We start from the raw sequence: 17,377 nt of genomic DNA, 5'->3' as shown, positions 1-17,377 counted from the left end.
CCGCTCAAAGCCCTTGCTCCTGCCTGCCGTACAGCCCGTCATGAACTCCGTGCGGCCCGTCGTCCGGGCGCCGCGCTCCCCCGCCGCCGTCGAGCGGAGCACCTGGGGCACCGTCGCGAGGCGCATCGGGCACGTCCTGCGGCCGGTCCCCGGAGTCGCCTGCGCCCTGCGGTCCGTCGTACGCCGCGAGAGCCTCACGGGCCGCCTGCCGGGCGCTGTCCGCGACCTCCGCCGGCGACACGATCCGGCCCTCCCGGCCGAGCCGCAGCGCGAGCCGGCGCAGCGACGCCGGGTCTGGGGCGCGCAGGGTGATCCGCAGGCCGCCGTCGGGGAGCTCCTCGGCGCTGTCGTGCGGGTAGTACTCGGCCACCCAGCGCCCGCCGGGGCCGACCTCCACGACCACCTCGGGATCCTCGGCGGCCGGCTGCACCAGCCCCTCGGAGAGGTCACGCAGCTCGACCTCGGGCGGTGCGGACGCCTCGTCGAGGATCTTGATCTCGGCCACCCGGTCGAGCCGGAAGGTGCGCCGCGCCTCGGACCGGCGGCACCACGCCTCCACGTACGTGTGTCCGACGCTGACCAGGCGGATCGGGTCGATCTCCCGCTCGGTCAGCTCGTCGCGCGAGGGCGAGTAGTAGCGGATCCACAGCCTGCGCCGCTCGGAGATCGCCCGGTCGACGTCGGCAAAGACCCCGCCCTCGGACTCGAAGGTGACCGACAGCCGGGCACTGGCCCCCGCGGCCTCGCCCGAGGCGGCCTCCACCTTCGCGGTGGCCCGCAGCAGAGCCTGCCGGTCGCCCTCACGCAGTCCGGGCAGGGTCGACACGGCCCGGGCGGCCACCAGCAGCGCGGTGGCCTCGTCGGCGGCGATCCGCAGCGGCTCGGCGACATCGTCCGGGTTGTGCCACCAGATCCGGTCGCCGTCGGTGTCGATGTCGAGCAGATCGCCCCCGCGGAAGCTGGTCCCGCACAGCGGCAGCACGTCGAGGTCGGAGATCAGCTCGTCCTCGGTGATCCCGAAGGCCCGCGCGACATCCTCGACCCGGGCGCCAGGCCGTTCCCGCAGATACGTCACCAGGGAGAGCATCCGCCGGGTCTGGTCGAGCGCGTTCGTGGGCTTGGCCGGTTTTCCTGCCACTTTCTTACGTTCCCCCTCAGCCCTTGGCCACGGCGCGCAGCCGGTCGACGACGTCGGCCCGCAGCTCGGCCGGTTCCAGGACGACCACGTCCGGCCCGAACTCGACGAGCCAGGCGTCCAGGCCGTGCCCGTACGGAATCTCCAACTCGTCCCACCCGTCACCGAGTTCCCGTACGGAGGCGGCCTTCGCGCGCAGCGGGTAGCCCGAGCCCGACCGCAGCCGGATCCGCGCGGAGCGGTCGGCGATGTCCCCCGCCCAGCTCGCGACGGTCTCACGCACGGTGACGACGTCGGGCACCTGGGCCGTGTACTTTCCGCCGCGTGTACGGACCTTGCCGGTGATCCTGGACAGCCGGAAGACCCGCTCGGCGCCCCGGTCGCGGTCCCAGCCGGCCAGGTACCAGTGGCCGCGCCAGCACTCCAGGGCCCATGGCTCGACGAGGCGGGGCTCGGGGCGGGCCGCGGTGGCCTTGCGGTAGTCGAAGGCGACGGGCCGCCGGTCGCGGCAGGCGAGCATCAGCGGCTCGAAGGCGGCCTCGTGCACGGGGATGCGGGGTTCCAGGGCGCCATGGGCCTCATACGGATCGACGTCCTCGGGGAGGCCTGCGGCGCGCAGCTTCTGCAGGGCGCCGCTCGCCGCGCCCGCGAGGCGGGCCTGCTGCCAGACCTTGGCGGCGAGGCCGAGGGCCGCGGCCTCCTCGGCGTCGAGGGTGATGGGAGGCAGCCGGTTGCTGTCGCGGCGGGCCAGATAGCCGACTTCGCCGTCGAGGTTCTCCACCGTCTCGATGACCAGGCCGAGTTCGCGCAGATCGTCCTTGTCGCGCTCGAACATCCGGTTGAAGGAGTCGTCCGAGCTCGCTTCCAGATAGGCCTCGATGGACTCGCGGAGCTCGCGCTTGCTGAGCGGCCGCCGGGTCCCGAGCAGACACAGCGCCAGGTTCATCAGCCGCTCTGCCTTGGCAATGGCCATCGATGCCCTTCCCTATGGTGCTTCCGACCGATGACCGTACCGCCCCGGGGTGTCGTGGCAAAAGCCGAGGGCCCATGCCCGGACTGGCATGGGCCCCAAGTGATCGGGTCCGGTCGGACCTCGGTCACACGGCGTACGAAGATCGGACCATGATCAGAACTTCGTGATCACCGGGCCGGGTTCCGGCCCTCGTGGTGATCGGGTCGTGCTCGGGCTCTCGTGGTGACCGGACCGCGGGTCTCCCCGGCCGGTCCTCCGCGAGGGCTCAGACGGCGACCAGGTCGCAGACGAAGATCAGCGTCTCGCCGGGCGCGATACGGCCGCCACCGGCGCCACGCTCGCCGTAGGCGAGGTGCGAGGGGATGGTCAGCTGACGGCGTCCGCCGACCTTCATGCCCTGTACGCCCTGGTCCCAGCCCGCGATGACCTGGCCGGCACCGAGCTGGAATTGGAGCGGCGTACCGCGGTTCCAGGACGCGTCGAACTCCTCGCCGGAGGAGAAGGCCACGCCGACGTAGTGGACGGAGACGGTGTCGCCCGCCTTGGCCACCTCGCCGTCGCCCTCCCAGATGTCCTTGATCTCGAGGTCCGCCGGGGGCTCGCCGCCCGGGAAGTCGATCTCGGGCTTCTCGATGCTCACGTTTCTGGCTCCTGCTTGTTTGCGGCACGTGTTTGCGACGCCTCTGTGACAAGGCAACGCGGACAGTCTTGCATTCCCGAAGGGGTCACATCTTCGCGAGGATGTCGACGGAGAAGACGAGCACCGAGTCCTTCTTGATGCTGCTGCCCTGCGGCGGGTTGTCTCCGTAGCCGAGCGCCGGCGGAATCACGATGAGGACCCGGCTGCCGACCTTCTTGCCGGTCAGGCCCTGCGCCCAGCCCTTCACGACCTGTGCGAGCGGGAACGAGGTGAGCTGCCCGCGGCTGTACGAGGAGTCGAACTCCTTGCCGTCCGCCCACAGCACGCCCTTGTACTGCACGAGGAGGCTGTCGCTCTCGGCGACCTCGTCCCCGTCACCCTCCAGGATGTAGTTGGCGACGAGCTTCTTCGGCGCGGCCTTCTTCGGCACCTCGATGGAGGGGGCCTTGCCGTCGGTGTTGGTGCCGACCTTCGGCAGGTCGATGTTGTCCTGCGCGACGGCGGTGCCCTTGGCGGAGCTCTTGCCGTTGAACGCCTGCTGGATGTCGACCACGAAGACCAGCGTGTCGGTGCCCTTGATGCCCGCCTGGGCGTTGCCCGACGTGCCGTAGCCCCAGGTCGGGGGCACGGCCATCTCGACGCGGCTGCCGACCTTCTTGCCCGCGAGGGCGTAGCGCCAGCCGTCGATGATCTGACCCTGGGCGAGCTGGATGACCAGCGGCGTCTTGCGGTCGAAGGAGTTGTCGAAGACCTTCGCCGAGGACCAGATCTGGCCCAGGTAGTGGGCCTGGACGAAGTCGTTCTCCGCGACCGTCCGGCCGGTGCCCACGATGACCGTCTCGACCGCGAGGTCCTTCGAGGGGTCACCGCTGCCCTTGGCGACGGTGGGCTTCTCACCGAACTTCTCACCGCCGGTGATGCCCGGCAGCGGTCCGTCGACGATCTTCGGCGGCGGGGGCGCCGAGGCCGAGGGCGAAGCCGATGGGGACGGGCTGTCACTGGACTTGGCCTTGTCCGACTTGTCGTCGTCACCGCATCCGGCGAGAGTGACCAGTCCAGCGGGGACAGCGATGAGAAGTGAGCGTCGGCGCACGGTGGGGGCCTCGTATCGGTCGATCTTGGTTGATGGCGTGCGCGCAACTCTACGACGTGAGAAGGGCGCCGTACGGAAAACGTACGGCGCCCCGCGTTGCGTTCCGGAATCACACCGGACGCGTCCTGACTCACATTCCGGCGATGAGCTTCTCCACCCGGTCGTCGACGGAACGGAACGGGTCCTTGCACAACACGGTGCGCTGTGCCTGGTCGTTGAGCTTCAGGTGGACCCAGTCGACGGTGAAATCACGACGCTGTTCCTGGGCGCGCCGGATGAAGTCGCCGCGCAGCCGGGCCCGAGTGGTCTGCGGCGGTACGGACTTGCCCTCGAAGATCTTCAAGTCGTTGCAGATCCGGGCGGCTTGGCCCCGCTTCTCCAGCAGGTAGTAGAGACCCCGGCGACGGTGGATGTCGTGGTAGGCGAGGTCTATCTGAGCGACACGCGGGTGCGACATCGTCATGTTGTGCTTGGCGCGGTACCGCTCGATGAGCTTGTACTTCATCACCCAGTCGATTTCGGTACCGATCCGGTCGAGGTCCTCTGACTCGATCGAGTCGAGCGTGCGGCCCCACAGCTCCAGAACCTGGTCGACGACGCCGGTACGGATACCGCGGCGCTCGACGAAGTCCACTGCCTTCTCGTAGTACTCGCGCTGCACCTCAAGAGCCGAGGCCTCGCGGCCGCTGGCCAGGCGCACCTTGCGCCGGCCCGTGATGTCGTGGCTGACCTCGCGGATGGCCCGGATCGGGTTCTCCAGGGTCAGGTCCCGCATCACCGTGCCCGCCTCGATCATGCGCAGCACGAGGTCGGTGGCGCCGACCTTGAGGAGCATGGTCGTCTCGGACATGTTCGAGTCGCCGACGATGACGTGCAGTCGGCGGTAGCGCTCGGCGTCCGCGTGCGGCTCGTCCCGGGTGTTGATGATCGGCCGGGAGCGGGTCGTCGCCGAGGAGACGCCCTCCCAGATGTGCTCGGCCCGCTGGCTGACGCAGTACACGGCACCACGCGGGGTCTGCAGCACCTTGCCGGCACCGCAGAGAAGCTGCCTCGTGACGAGGAACGGAATGAGGATGTCCGCGAGCCGGGAGAACTCCCCGTGACGGGCCACCAGATAGTTCTCGTGGCAGCCGTAGGAGTTGCCCGCCGAGTCGGTGTTGTTCTTGAAGAGGTAGACGTCGCCCGCGATTCCTTCCTCGTGCAGGCGTCGTTCGGCGTCTACCAGGAGTCCTTCCAGAATGCGCTCGCCGGCCTTGTCGTGGGTGACCAGTTCCGTCACGTTGTCACATTCGGGTGTCGCGTATTCCGGATGTGATCCCACGTCGAGATAGAGGCGGGCGCCGTTTCGCAGAAAGACATTGCTGCTGCGGCCCCATGACACGACACGGCGGAAGAGGTACCGCGCCACCTCGTCGGGAGACAGGCGTCGCTGTCCCCTGAACGTACACGTGACGCCGTACTCGTTCTCCAGCCCGAAAATGCGGCGGTCCATGACTGAACATTACGCCTGATGGCCTGTGCTGAAACGGGGTTCGGGGGCACCGTTTCGATCATTTTCCGAACCGCCCTCGACCACCGTGCCCCCGCCCGTAGCTGCGAGGACCCGCCCCGTGGCCAGCAGAACGAGCAGCGCGGCGCCTCCGGCGACAGCCGATACGGCGAAGCCCCGGACGGCTCCGCCCCACTCGATGACCGGTCCCGCGAGGCCCGTCCCGACGGACGCTCCCACGGTGAACGTCGTCACGAGCCAGGAGAACGCCTCGGTGACCGTGCCCCTCGGCGCGTGCCGGTCGACGAGGATGAACGCGCAGGCGATACAGGGTGCGAGGAAGACGCCGGCAAGGGCCATCAGCGCCGTCATGGCGACCGCGTCCGGCATGATCATCAGCGGCAGATAACAGACCGCCAGAAGAGCGACGAGCGCGCGCAGTCGCCGCTCCGGCGCGCCGCCCCACTGCCGCGCCCCGTAGACCGTGCCGCCGACGAGCGCGCCGAGCCCGATGGCGGACATCAGCCAGCCGTAGGTCGCGTCGCCGCCGTGGTCGTCCGCGTACGACACGCTCGCGACCGTGATGGAACCGAGCGCCATTCCGACAAAAAGGAACGCGCCGAGCAGGGCGATGAGCCCGGGCGAGCGCAGCGCGCCGAGCCAGTGCGCCTCGCGCGGCGCCGAACGCCACGCGCGCGAGGGCCGCGAGACGACCACGGAGAGCGCGCCCAGCACCCCGATGACGTTGAGGATGATCAGCGCGGCCTGCGCGGACCACAGGGCCACGCACAGCGTCACGAGCAACGGCCCGACGGTGAACATGACTTCCTGGGCCACCGCGTCCATCGCGTACGCCGTGTGCACCTGGTCCTCCTTACGGAGGACGGAGGGCCACAGCGCCCGCAGACCGCCTTCCAGGGGCGGCGTGAAGAGTCCGGCGACGGCTATGAGGGCGTACGCGAGCGGAAGCACCTCAGTGCCGGTGAGGGCGAACACGGTGGTGGCGAGGGCGGAGACGAGCGCGGCGGGCAACTGGATCCGCGGCTGCCCGTAGAGGTCCACCAGACGGCCGAGCAGCGGCTGGCCCACGGCGTTGGCCACTCCGTAGACCGCGGCAAGCGCTCCGGCGAGGCTGTAGCTGCCGCCCTCGGCACGGATGAACAGCACGATGGCGATCGCGGAGGTCGCGTTCGGCAGCCGGCCCACCAGGGTGCCGACGAGCAGCCGCATGGCGTGTTTCGCCCGGAGGATCTCCAGATAACCGGTGGCCATGCCCCGCCCCTTTCGGCTCCAGAATGCCCGAGTTCTCCCGTCCGCGCCGCCGGAGACCTCGTAAGTGTTACGTATAACTTCGCTCGTCATACGTACCATGTGCGCTGTCCGCGAGTCCAGCAGAAAGACAGGTCACCGGTGGCAGCAGGCAGCCCCCGCCCCACGAGCCGTGACGTCGCCCAGGCCGCGGGAGTGTCGCAGGCGGCCGTTTCGCTGGTGCTCGGCGACAAGTGGCGCGGGCGGGTCTCCGAACGGACGGCGGAGCGCGTACGGGAGGCCGCGCGGGAGCTCGGCTACCGGCCGAACCTGGCGGCCCGCAATCTGCGCCTGGGCAGCACGCGTACGGTCCTGCTGGTGGTCCCCGCCCTGACGACCGAGTTCTTCGCCGGCGTCTACACGGGTGCGGCCCGAGTGGCGGCCGAGCACGGCTTCGGAGTGGTGCTCTACCCCTCCCCCGAGGGCATCGGTCCGGCCCGGGATCCCTTCGCATCCGCACAGGCCGCCCTGGACGGTGTCATCGCCTCCTCCATGGCCGCCGACGCCCTCACGGCGATCCGCGGCGACCAGTTGCCCCTGGTGATGCTCGACAGCGATCCGGCGGGCAGCACGGGCGCGGCAACGGTCAACCTCGACATCCGCGACGGCGTACGGCAGGTCGCGGAGCACCTGCTGGGCCTGGGGCACCGCCGTTTCCTGCACCTGGCGGCGGACATCCCGTCCTGGACCTTCGAGATTCGCGCCCGCGAACTCGCCGAGCGCCTGGCCGCGGTCCCGGGCACGGAACTCCGCACGGCCCCCGCCCCGATCTCCATCGACGGCGCCCTGGCCGCCGCCGAGACCGCCCTGGCCGCCCCCGGCTCCCGCCCCACCGCCGTGGTCTGCGACGACGACAAACTGGCCGCCGGCGCCTACAAGGCCGCCCGCCGCCTTGGCCTGCGCATCCCCGACGACCTCTCCGTCACCGGCCTCGACGACCTGGCCCTCGCCACGGCCCTGGACCCGGAACTCACGACGGTCCGCCTCGACGCCGACCTCTTCGGCGAACGCGGCATGGAAGCCCTCCTGGCCGTCCTGAACGCCCGCGAGCCCACCGCCGAGGACATCCCGGTACACCTGGTGGTCCGAGGCTCCACAGCCCCACCAGCAGCCCCGTAAGGGGCGCGGGGAACGGCGCGCTCAACCCACCACAGCCCGCACACGGCCCACCGGCCTTACACCATCAGGGGCGCGGGGAACTGCGCGCTCAGCCCAGAACCACCCGCACACGACCACCGGCCTCTGCCCCTCAAGGGGCGCGGGGAACTGCGCGACAAGCCCCCACGGACCCGCACACAGAACACCTTCCCGCAGCCCCGAAACACCGTGTGCCCCCGGCCTGCAAACTTGAGTTCTAGTGGTCGTCGCAACACCCCCAGTCAGGGGATGCGATGGACTTCGAAGTACGCAAGGAACGCCAGCGGCAGGGGCCGAAGAAGCTGGACCGGGAACGGGCCGCATACTTCCAGCTCATGCAGCAAGGCGTGAGCAGTCAGGAAGCCTGCCGAATCGTCGGCATCAACCTGCGGACCGGCAAAAGATGGCGTAACGGTTCACACGCGAACGTCGGCCGGAAGAAGGCGGCGCCTCCGATCTACCAGGAGGCGCCGCCTCCTTCTGGCCCTTCCCGCTACCTGCGCGAGGCTGACCGCATCCACATAGCCGACCGGCTCCGCGAGAGAACCACCATCCGCGCGATCGCCGCCGAGCTGGGCCGCAGCCCCTCGACCATCAGCAGGGAGATCCGCCGCAACCGGCATCCCACCAACGGCCAGTACCGGCCCCACGCCGCCCAGGCCCGCGCCGACGCCCGCCGGCCCCGCCCCAAGCCGGGGAAGATCGGCCAGAGCGCCGAACTGCGGGACTTCGTCCAGGACCACCTGACCCTGCGGTGGAGCCCGGAACAGATCTGCCACGCTCTGCGCATACGGTTCCCCAGCCGGCCGGAGATGCACGTGACCCACGAGACGATCTACCAGGCCCTCTACGTCCAGGGACGGGGCGAACTGCGCCGGGAACTGGCCCGCGCCCTGCGCAGCGGACGCGCCCGCCGACGTCCTCACCGGCAGGCATACAAGCGCCAGCCCCGATCGATCCCGAACATGGTCATGGTCAGCGACCGCCCGGCAGAAGCCGACGACCGGGCCGTCCCAGGACACTGGGAAGGCGACCTCATCATCGGCAAGGACCACAAATCGGCGATCGGCACACTCGTCGAACGCACCACCCGTTACGTGATGCTGGTCCACCTGCCCATCGACCACAGCGCGGCCAGCACCCGCGACGCTCTCGTGGAAACCGTCCAAACCCTGCCGCCCCACCTGCGGCGTTCCCTCACCTGGGACCAGGGCTCGGAGATGGCCGCCCACCAGGCATTCACCATCGCCACCGACATCCCGGTCTACTTCTGCAACCCGGCCAGTCCCTGGCAGCGCGGCTCGAACGAGAACACCAACGGCCTGCTGCGGCAGTACTTCCCCAAGGGCACCGACCTGTCCGTCCACACCCGCAAGCACCTGGACGCAGCCGCCGCCGAACTCAACAGCCGCCCACGCAAAACGCTCGGCTGGGAAACCCCAGCCGAGCGCCTGTCTAAACTACTCGCGGCCTGAACAACCGACCACGTGTTGCAACGACCCCTCGAATTCGCCAAAAGGCCGGGGGCACACAAGGTTCAATCAGGTCGAGGAGGTCAGTCCTCGTCCTCCGGGTCCTCGGCCTCCGCAGCGGTGGAAGCCCCGCCCTCCTCCAGCAACCGACCGAGCTGCCGCCCGGTGATCCGCTTGAACTTGCGCTGCTGCGGCCGCGTACGGTCCAGCACCGCGACCTCCAGCCGCTCCGCGGGAATCTCCCGCTCAGTGCCGTTCGTGTCGCGCGACAGCGCCTGAACGGCCAGCTTGAGCGCCTCGGCGAGCGACATCCCCTCCTGGTGCTGCTGGTCCAGGTAGGTGCTGATCTGCTCGGCGTTGCCGCCGACCGCGACCGAGCCGTGCTCGTCCACGATCGACCCGTCGTGCGGAAGGCGGTAGATCTGGTCGCCCTCGGGGGTCTCCCCCACCTCGGCGACGACCAGCTCCACCTCGTACGGCTTCTCCGCCGCGGAGGAGAAGATCGTGCCGAGCGTCTGGGCGTAGACATTGGCAAGACCGCGGGCGGTCACGTCGTCACGGTCGTAGGTGTAGCCCCGGAGATCGGCGTAACGGACGCCGCCGATCCGGAGGTTCTCGTATTCGTTGTATTTGCCTGCGGCAGCGAAACCGATCCGGTCATAGATCTCGCTGAACTTGTGCAGCGCACGGGACGGGTTCTCGCCGACGAACACGATGCCGTCGGCGAACTGCAGCACGACGAGGCTGCGGCCACGGGCGATGCCCTTGCGGGCGTATTCCGCCCGGTCGGCCATGGCCTGCTGGGGTGATACATAGAACGGCGTCGACACCGGCTATCCGTCCCTTTCTGTGGAAGTCACTCGATCACCTTGACAAGAGGTCCGCTGTCAGAGCAGCGCGGCCCGTGGGCCGTCGGGCTGCTCAAGGCGCCGCTCCAGGATCGAGCGGGCGATCTCGGAGGACTCGTCGTCGGTGAGGCGACGGAATCCGTCTGCGGTGATCACGGTGACGATCGGGTAGATCCGGCGGGCGACATCGGGACCACCGGTCGCCGAGTCGTCGTCGGCCGCGTCGTACAGCGCCTGTACGACGAGCGTCGTGGCCTGGTCTTCGGTCAGGTCCTTGCTATAGAGCTTCTTCATGGCGCCGCGGGCGAAGATCGAGCCGGAGCCCGTGGCCGCGAAGCCGTGTTCCTCGGAGCGGCCGCCCGTCACGTCGTACGAGAAGATGCGGCCCTTCTCGCGGTCCACGTCGTACCCCGCGAAGAGCGGGACCACGGCTAGGCCCTGCATGGCCATGCCGAGGTTGGACCGGATCATCGTGGAGAGGCGGTTCGCCTTGCCCTCCAGGGAGAGCGTGGCGCCCTCCACCTTCTCGAAGTGCTCCAGTTCCAGCTGGAACAGCTTCACCATCTCCACGGCCAGACCGGCCGTACCGGCGATGCCCACCGCCGAGTACTCGTCGGCCGGGAAGACCTTCTCGATGTCACGCTGGGCGATCATGTTGCCCATGGTGGCCCGACGGTCACCCGCGAGCACGACACCGCCGGGGAACGTGGCGGCCACGATCGTGGTCCCGTGCGGTGCCTCGATGACGCCCTTCATGGGCGGCAACTGCCGGTTGCCCGGGAGAATGGCCGGCTGGTGTTCGGACAGGAAGTCCATGAACGAGGACGAGCCGGGCGTCAGGAAGGCAGCCGGCAGACGCCCGGTACTACGAGGGTTGGCTTCCACGCGATGTCCTTCCACGTAGGCGGCGGCCCGCCGGGGACGGCCGAGCCGATCATCAAATCTGTGCACGGACCATACCCGTACCTACGCCAGTCATCCGTCCCGGCGCCGACCCGATGGAACGGGCCGACTCCGGGGCGGACAACCGGGGTTACTCTCCGCCCTTCTGGACGAAGGAACGCACGAAGTCCTCTGCGTTCTCCTCGAGGACGTCGTCGATCTCGTCCAGTACGGAGTCGACATCGTCCGACAGCTTCTCCTGGCGCTCCTTGAGGTCTTCGGATCCCTGCGCGTCCTGCGCGGTCTCCTCGACCTCCTCGGTGTTGCGTGTCGCCTTCTGCTGTCCGCCGCCGGTGTCCTTGGTCGCCATAACCCTCACCCCGCTCGGTTCGACGTTCTTGATCAGACCCTACAAGCAGGGTCCGACATCGGCCCCGCAGTTGCTACAACGTCCGGGGGCCACCTCGATGATTCCCGGACGCCGCCTCTTTCCACCTCGCCCCGCCGTATCGGTCCGAGGGCCGCGGCGGTCCGATCAGCCGCCCGAAAGGACCCTGACCAGGTCTTCCGCCGTACGGCAGCGGTCGAGGAGCTCCTTGACGTGATTACGCGTTCCGCGAAGCGGCTCGAGGGTTGGGACCCGCTGGAGCGAGTCCCGGCCCGGCAGATCGAAGATCACCGAGTCCCAGGAGGCCGCCGCGACGTCGTCCGCGTACTGCTCCAGACAGCGCCCGCGGAAGTACGCGCGCGTGTCCTCCGGCGGCTTCGTCTCGGCCCGCTCCACGTCCGTCTCGTCCAGCAGCCGCTTCATCCTGCCACGGGCCACGAGACGGTTGTAGAGGCCCTTCTCCGAGCGCACGTCGGCGTACTGGAGGTCGACCAGGTGCAGCCGTGCAGCATCCCATTCGAGGCTGTCACGGCGCCGGTAGCCCTCCATGAGCTCCCGCTTGGCCACCCAGTCCAGCTCGCCCGCCAGACTCATGGGATCGCTCTCCAGGCGCCCCAGGACGTCCTCCCAACGAGTGAGCACGTCCTTGGTCTGCTCGTCCGCGTCCGCGCCGAACCGCTCCTCGACGTACTTGCGCGCCAGTTCGAAGTACTCCATCTGCAGCTGGACCGCGGTGAGCGTCCGGCCGCTACGGAGAGTGATCAGGCGCTTGAGGGTCGGGTCGTGCGAGACCTGGTGCAGCGTGCGCACCGGCTGGTCCACGGCGAGGTCCACGGCGATGAAGCCCTCCTCGATCATCGACAGGACGAGGGCGGTCGTGCCGAGCTTGAGATAGGTCGAGATCTCCGAGAGGTTCGCGTCGCCGATGATCACGTGCAGGCGGCGGTACTTCTCGGCGTCCGCGTGCGGCTCGTCACGCGTGTTGATGATCGGGCGCTTGAGAGTGGTTTCGAGGCCCACCTCGACCTCGAAGTAGTCGGCGCGCTGACTGAGCTGGAAGCCGTGCTCGTGCCCGTCCTGGCCGATACCGACGCGGCCCGCTCCGGTGACGACCTGGCGTGAGACGAAGAACGGCGTGAGGTGGCGCACGATGTCCGAGAAGGGGGTCTCCCGCTTCATCAGGTAGTTCTCGTGCGTGCCGTACGAGGCGCCCTTGTTGTCAGTGTTGTTCTTGTAGAGGTGGATCGGCTGGGCGCCGGGCAGCTGGGCCGCGCGCTCCGCGGCCTCCGCCATGATGCGCTCGCCGGCCTTGTCCCACAGAACGGCGTCCATCGGGTTGGTCACCTCGGGAGAGCTGTACTCCGGGTGTGCGTGGTCCACGTACAGCCGCGCCCCGTTGGTGAGGATGACATTGGCGAGGCCGATGTCCTCGTCGGTGAGCTGACTGGAGTCGGCGGCCTCGCGGGCGAGGTCGAAGCCCCGCGCGTCCCGCAGCGGGTTCTCCTCCTCGAAGTCCCAGCGGGCCCGCCGGGCCCGGTGCATCGCCGCCGCGTAGGCGTTGACGATCTGGGACGAGGTGAGCATGGCATTGGCGTTGGGGTGGCCGGGGACGGAGATCCCGTACTCCGTCTCGATGCCCATTACTCGCCGTACGGTCATGCGGCCCTCCTTGCCCGGCTGCGTCCTCGGTCGGGGACGCAGCTCAAGTACCGCTGGCGCTCCGGTGCGTGTGCGGTGCCCGTCCCCGCACTGCGCGACTCGGCGGTACCGAAGAGCCTAGAGCGCCTTTGCGCTGGTGGGGAGATCATTTGCGTCATTGCTCAGCTCCAGCTGTGCCCTGGAAAACAGTCGGCTGCGGGTACCCAGTGAGGGCACCCGCAGCCACCCTGTCTTTTACAGGTACTGACCGGTGTTCGCCACCGTGTCGATGGAGCGTCCGGTGTCCGCGCCCTGCTTTCCGGTGATGAGCGTCCGGATGTAAACGATCCGTTCGCCCTTCTTTCCGGAGATACGGGCCCAGTCGTCCGGGTTGGTGGTGTTCGGCAGGTCCTCGTTCTCCTTGAACTCGTCCACGCAGGCCTGGAGCAGGTGGGAGACCCGCAGACCCTTCTGGCTGTGCTCGAGGAAGTCCTTGATCGCCATCTTCTTGGCGCGGCCGACGATGTTCTCGATCATGGCGCCGGAGTTGAAGTCCTTGAAGTACAGGACTTCCTTGTCGCCGTTGGCGTACGTGACCTCGAGGAAGCGGTTCTCCTCGGACTCGGTGTACATGTGCTCGACGGCGGTCTGGATCATGCTCTGGACCGTGGTGGTCTTGCTGCCGCCGTGCTCGCCGACGTCGTCGGAGTGCAGCGGGAGGCGCTCGGTGAGGTACTTGGCGAAGATGTCCTTGGCCGCCTCGGCGTCCGGACGCTCGATCTTGATCTTCACGTCGAGACGGCCGGGACGCAGGATCGCGGGGTCGATCATGTCCTCACGGTTCGAGGCGCCGATCACCACCACGTTCTGCAGGCCCTCCACGCCGTCGATCTCGGCGAGCAGCTGCGGGACGATGGTGTTCTCCACGTCCGAGCTGACGCCCGATCCACGGGTGCGGAAGAGGGACTCCATCTCGTCGAAGAAGACGATGACGGGGGTGCCCTCGCTGGCCTTCTCACGAGCACGCTGGAAGACGAGGCGGATCTGCCGCTCGGTCTCACCGACGTACTTGTTGAGGAGCTCGGGGCCCTTGATGTTGAGGAAGAAGCTCTTGCCCGTGGCCTGTCCGGTCACCTCGGCGACCTTCTTGGCCAGCGAGTTGGCGACGGCCTTGGCGATGAGCGTCTTACCGCATCCGGGGGGCCCGTACAGCAGTACGCCCTTGGGCGGCCGCAGTTCGTGCTCCTTGAACAGATCGGGGTAGAGGTACGGGAGCTCGACCGCGTCGCGGATCATCTCGATCTGGCCGCCCAGACCGCCGATCTGCTCGTAGCCGATGTCGGGGACCTCTTCGAGGACGAGCTCCTCGACCTCGCTCTTGGGAACGACCTCGTAGACATAGCCGGAGCGGGGTTCGAGCAGCAGGGCGTCGCCGGGGCGGATGGTGACGTCCATCAGCGGCTCGGCGAGCCGCACCACCCTTTCCTCGTCGGTGTGCCCCACCACGAGGGCGCGCTCGCCGTCCTCGAGGATCTCCTTGAGGGTGACGATGTCGCCGACGCTCTCGTACTCCATGGCCTCGACCACGTTGAGGGCTTCGTTGAGCATCACTTCCTGGCCGCGCCTGAGCTCTTCGAGCTCGACGCTGGGGCTGACGTTCACCCGGAGCTTGCGGCCCCCGGTGAAGATGTCGGCCGTACCGTCCTCGTTCGCCACGAGGAAGACACCGAAGCCGGCCGGCGGCTGTGCGAGCCGGTCGACCTCCTCCTTGAGTGCCACGATCTGGTCGCGGGCCTCTCGGAGGGTGTTGGCGAGCCGCTCGTTCTGCGCGGACACGCCGGCCAGGTTTGTCTGCAGCTCGACGATCCGCTCTTCGAGAATCCTCGTGTGTCGCGGAGAGTCGGCGAGCTTGCGTCGCAGGACGGCGATCTCCTGCTCAAGGTAGGCAATCTGCCCGGACGGGTCGTCGGACCCTCGTCCCGGGCGGATGCCGCGGTTCATGTCGTCGTCGTGGGCTGCCACGGTCCTCACCTCCTCCAAGGGGAGCTGGACGCTTCCAGACCCTACCTGGGTGGGTGTCGATTGAAACCCCTAGATCACAAAGACGGTCGAGGTGTGTCCGATCTTCACCCTTGCGCTCTCCCTCACGCCAGTGGAATACCCACACAACATGGTTGGGAAGCCGACGGAGGTAGGGTCGAAGTGTTCAACACCCGCCAGAGCTGGCCCGATTCCCAAGTCTTCGGATCGCTCGGCGCAGGAAACGGCAGGAGAAAAGACCGTGCAGCAGGAGGCCGGAGTCGACGGCGAGGGGCTTGAGGTCTGGATCGACCAGGACCTCTGTACCGGCGACGGAATCTGCGCCCAGTACGCCCCCGAGGTCTTCGAGCTGGACATCGACGGCCTGGCCTACGTGAAGAGTTCCCAGGACGAACTCCTGCAGGCCCCGGGCGCCACAACGCCCGTACCGCTGACGCTTCTGCGTGATGTCGCCGACTCCGCGAAGGAGTGCCCGGGCGACTGCATCCACGTGCGTCGGGTTTCGGACAGGGTCGAGGTCTACGGCCCCGACGCGGAGTGACCAAAAGGCCACTCCGCGTAACAGCTTGTCTGATTTCTCACGCCCTGCCCTCCGTCACACGCTGTGGGCCTCGGACGGTGTCGAGCGTACGAACGCGCCGTTCTTCCACTGCCACTTGGCGCGCTCGGTCACGTCCGGACAGCAACTCGGTACGTCGCGCGACGAGTAGCCGAGGAGGGTCGCGGTGATCGTCGCGTCACGGACGGCGAATCCCTCGACGCTCAGACGCTCCTTCGGGTCGACCAGGGTGGCGACGACGCGGGGTTTCGGGTCGTCCGCGGACCGCGTGACGACGTAGACACCGCTGGGCGGAGTGCCGGAGCCGGCCTCGCAGCGGACCACCGCGACCGTCTCGGGGCGGCCGTCGCCGTCGAGGTCGCCGGAGGCCTGTTTCTGGACAGCGGCCTCGGTGGGACCGCACTCGATCGGGAATTCGACGCCGGCCGGGTCGGGGGCCGCCACAGCGGCCGGGGCGGTCTTCGACTCGGGGCCGTGCTGGGCGGCGGTGGCCCGGTCGGGCTGCAGGAAGCCGGAGACCGCGACCACCCCGGCGAGGGCGGTCGCCGTGGCCAGCCAGTGGATCGGACGGGTGTGCGTGTGTGCCAGTTCCGGAACGGCGGATTGCTGCACTAGGAAGTGTCTCCTGTGAGGGCTGTGCCGGTGGGGGTGGCCAGCATGGTGCCACACGTCACACCTTGAGGGAACGGCGGGGTCCCGAGTTACTGCCGGGGCGTCAAGGGAAAAGCGTCGTGGCCGAGTTCCCGAGGTGCTCCCGGGAACTCGGCCACGACGCTTGAGCGTTGTACGCGGCACCGGGCCGCCACGGCGGCCGGGCCTTCGTCGGTCAGCGGCCGGCGCCCCCGTCGGCGTTCGGACCGGTGTAGTCGTCGCCGTACGCGCCCTTGGAGGGACGGCGGCGGCGCATGGGCGGCTCGACGCCGTCCGCGAGGCGGCGGGCGGTGAGCAGGAAGCCGGTGTGCCCGATCATCCGGTGGTCGGGGCGGACGGCCAGGCCCTCGATGTGCCAGTTGCGGACCATCGACTCCCAGGCGCTCGGCTCGTTGAAGCAGCCGATCTCACGGATGGACTCGACGGTCCGGGCGAGCTGGGTGGTGGTCGCCACGTAGCAGCAGACGATGCCGCCGGGGACGAGGGCCTTGGAGACGGCCTCCAGGCACTCCCACGGGGCGAGCATGTCGAGGATGACGCGGTCGACCTCGGTGTCGCTGAGGTTGTCCTGGAGGTCCCCGACGGTGAGCTGCCAGGCGGGGTGCGGGCCGCCGAAGTAGCGCTCCACGTTCTGCTGGGCGATCTCGGCGAAGTCCTCGCGGCGCTCGTACGAGTGCAGCATGCCCTGGTCACCGATGGCGCGCAGCAGGAAACTGCTGAGCGAGCCGGAGCCCACGCCCGCTTCCACGACGCGTGCGCCGGGGAAGATGTCGGCGAAGGCCAGGATCTGCCCCGCGTCCTTGGGGTAGACCACGGCGGCGCCGCGGGGCATGGACAGGACGTAGTCGGGGAGCAGGGGGCGCAGTGCCAGATAGGCCACGTTCCCCGTGGTGCGGACAACGCTGCCCTCGGGAGAGCCGATCAGCTCGTCGTGCGGGAAGGAACCCTTGTGGGTGTGGAAGTTCTTCCCCGCTTCGAGCGTGAACGTGTAGTGGCGGCCCTTGGGGTCGGTCAGCTGTACCTGGTCCCCGACCTTGAAGGGCCCACGTCGGCGGGCGGCACCGGTCGGTTCGGACATGTGAACAGCCTACCGGTCCTACCGGAGGCCGCCGACCACCAGGAGG

Annotated in this window: 16 protein-coding genes; 3 read left to right on the top strand and 13 right to left on the bottom strand. The window is 68.7% G+C overall.

Annotated elements, in window-relative coordinates; genetic code table 11:
• Positions 1-4: 4 nt before the first annotated feature.
• From QF035_RS41000 to QF035_RS40975, 6 genes are all read right to left on the bottom strand, one after another.
• A complete protein-coding gene (locus QF035_RS41000) occupies positions 5-1,138 on the bottom strand; it encodes a helix-turn-helix transcriptional regulator (protein ID WP_307526370.1) in 1,134 nt (377 codons plus the stop codon).
• Positions 1,139-1,154: 16 nt separating this feature from the next.
• A complete protein-coding gene (locus QF035_RS40995) occupies positions 1,155-2,108 on the bottom strand; it encodes a helix-turn-helix transcriptional regulator (protein ID WP_307526368.1) in 954 nt (317 codons plus the stop codon).
• A 265-nt stretch (positions 2,109-2,373) separates the two neighbouring features.
• A complete protein-coding gene (locus QF035_RS40990; RefSeq protein ID WP_307526366.1) occupies positions 2,374-2,748 on the bottom strand; it encodes an FKBP-type peptidyl-prolyl cis-trans isomerase in 375 nt (124 codons plus the stop codon).
• Positions 2,749-2,833: 85 nt separating this feature from the next.
• Positions 2,834-3,841 carry an FKBP-type peptidyl-prolyl cis-trans isomerase gene (locus tag QF035_RS40985; RefSeq protein ID WP_307526364.1) on the bottom strand — a complete coding sequence of 336 codons (1,008 nt, stop codon included), beginning with the start codon at positions 3,839-3,841 and terminating at the stop codon, positions 2,834-2,836.
• 130 nt (positions 3,842-3,971) lie between these two features.
• A complete protein-coding gene (gene pafA / locus QF035_RS40980; protein WP_143635636.1) occupies positions 3,972-5,333 on the bottom strand; it encodes a Pup--protein ligase in 1,362 nt (453 codons plus the stop codon).
• A gap of 9 nt (positions 5,334-5,342) precedes the next feature.
• Complete coding sequence (locus QF035_RS40975; RefSeq protein ID WP_307526361.1) at positions 5,343-6,602, bottom strand: MFS transporter; 1,260 nt, start codon at positions 6,600-6,602, stop codon at positions 5,343-5,345.
• A gap of 138 nt (positions 6,603-6,740) precedes the next feature.
• Between QF035_RS40975 and QF035_RS40970 the strand changes: the two genes are divergently transcribed.
• Complete coding sequence (locus QF035_RS40970; protein ID WP_307526359.1) at positions 6,741-7,757, top strand: LacI family DNA-binding transcriptional regulator; 1,017 nt, start codon at positions 6,741-6,743, stop codon at positions 7,755-7,757.
• Between the two features lie 365 nt (positions 7,758-8,122).
• A complete protein-coding gene (locus tag QF035_RS40965; RefSeq protein WP_373466926.1) occupies positions 8,123-9,250 on the top strand; it encodes an IS30 family transposase in 1,128 nt (375 codons plus the stop codon).
• An 80-nt stretch (positions 9,251-9,330) separates the two neighbouring features.
• On the opposite strand, the gene prcA is transcribed toward QF035_RS40965, so the two are convergent.
• The 5 genes from prcA to arc form a co-directional block, all read right to left on the bottom strand.
• Positions 9,331-10,077 carry a proteasome subunit alpha gene (prcA, locus tag QF035_RS40960; RefSeq protein WP_269654244.1) on the bottom strand — a complete coding sequence of 249 codons (747 nt, stop codon included), beginning with the start codon at positions 10,075-10,077 and terminating at the stop codon, positions 9,331-9,333.
• 57 nt (positions 10,078-10,134) lie between these two features.
• Entirely contained in the window at positions 10,135-10,980 is an 846-nt protein-coding gene (gene prcB / locus QF035_RS40955; RefSeq protein WP_055618379.1) for a proteasome subunit beta, read from the bottom strand.
• A gap of 148 nt (positions 10,981-11,128) precedes the next feature.
• Entirely contained in the window at positions 11,129-11,347 is a 219-nt protein-coding gene (locus QF035_RS40950) for a ubiquitin-like protein Pup (RefSeq protein ID WP_269654245.1), read from the bottom strand.
• A 165-nt stretch (positions 11,348-11,512) separates the two neighbouring features.
• Positions 11,513-13,024 (bottom strand): depupylase/deamidase Dop, encoded by a 1,512-nt coding sequence (dop, locus tag QF035_RS40945; protein ID WP_373466810.1) that lies wholly within the window; start codon positions 13,022-13,024, stop codon positions 11,513-11,515.
• A gap of 234 nt (positions 13,025-13,258) precedes the next feature.
• Positions 13,259-15,025 (bottom strand): proteasome ATPase, encoded by a 1,767-nt coding sequence (arc, locus tag QF035_RS40940; RefSeq protein ID WP_307526354.1) that lies wholly within the window; start codon positions 15,023-15,025, stop codon positions 13,259-13,261.
• A gap of 259 nt (positions 15,026-15,284) precedes the next feature.
• On the opposite strand from arc, the gene QF035_RS40935 reads away from it, so the two are divergent.
• Positions 15,285-15,584: a ferredoxin gene (locus QF035_RS40935; protein ID WP_055618382.1), complete on the top strand. Its 300-nt coding sequence runs from the start codon at positions 15,285-15,287 to the stop codon at positions 15,582-15,584.
• Between the two features lie 54 nt (positions 15,585-15,638).
• Here QF035_RS40935 and QF035_RS40930 read toward each other — a convergent pair whose 3' ends face one another.
• Both QF035_RS40930 and QF035_RS40925 read right to left on the bottom strand, forming a co-directional pair.
• Positions 15,639-16,214, bottom strand: a complete 576-nt coding sequence (locus QF035_RS40930) for a hypothetical protein (RefSeq protein WP_307526352.1) — start codon at positions 16,212-16,214, stop codon at positions 15,639-15,641.
• A 214-nt stretch (positions 16,215-16,428) separates the two neighbouring features.
• Positions 16,429-17,331: a tRNA (adenine-N1)-methyltransferase gene (locus QF035_RS40925; RefSeq protein ID WP_307526351.1), complete on the bottom strand. Its 903-nt coding sequence runs from the start codon at positions 17,329-17,331 to the stop codon at positions 16,429-16,431.
• Positions 17,332-17,377: the final 46 nt, after the last annotated feature.

Source organism: Streptomyces umbrinus (genome assembly GCF_030817415.1).
GTDB lineage: Bacteria > Actinomycetota > Actinomycetes > Streptomycetales > Streptomycetaceae > Streptomyces > Streptomyces umbrinus_A.
This window is presented reverse-complemented; position numbering and strand designations above follow the sequence as displayed.

What these genes read in the sequence shown, in the direction of transcription:
- QF035_RS40975 (WP_307526361.1), bottom strand. Translation starts at nt 6,602, where the DNA reads ATGGCCACCGGTTATCTGGAGATCCTCCGGGCGAAACACGCCATGCGG.
- dop (WP_373466810.1), bottom strand. Translation starts at nt 13,024, where the DNA reads ATGACCGTACGGCGAGTAATGGGCATCGAGACGGAGTACGGGATCTCC.
- QF035_RS40925 (WP_307526351.1), bottom strand. Translation starts at nt 17,331, where the DNA reads ATGTCCGAACCGACCGGTGCCGCCCGCCGACGTGGGCCCTTCAAGGTC.
- pafA (WP_143635636.1), bottom strand. Translation starts at nt 5,333, where the DNA reads ATGGACCGCCGCATTTTCGGGCTGGAGAACGAGTACGGCGTCACGTGT.
- QF035_RS40950 (WP_269654245.1), bottom strand. Translation starts at nt 11,347, where the DNA reads ATGGCGACCAAGGACACCGGCGGCGGACAGCAGAAGGCGACACGCAAC.
- QF035_RS40995 (WP_307526368.1), bottom strand. Translation starts at nt 2,108, where the DNA reads ATGGCCATTGCCAAGGCAGAGCGGCTGATGAACCTGGCGCTGTGTCTG.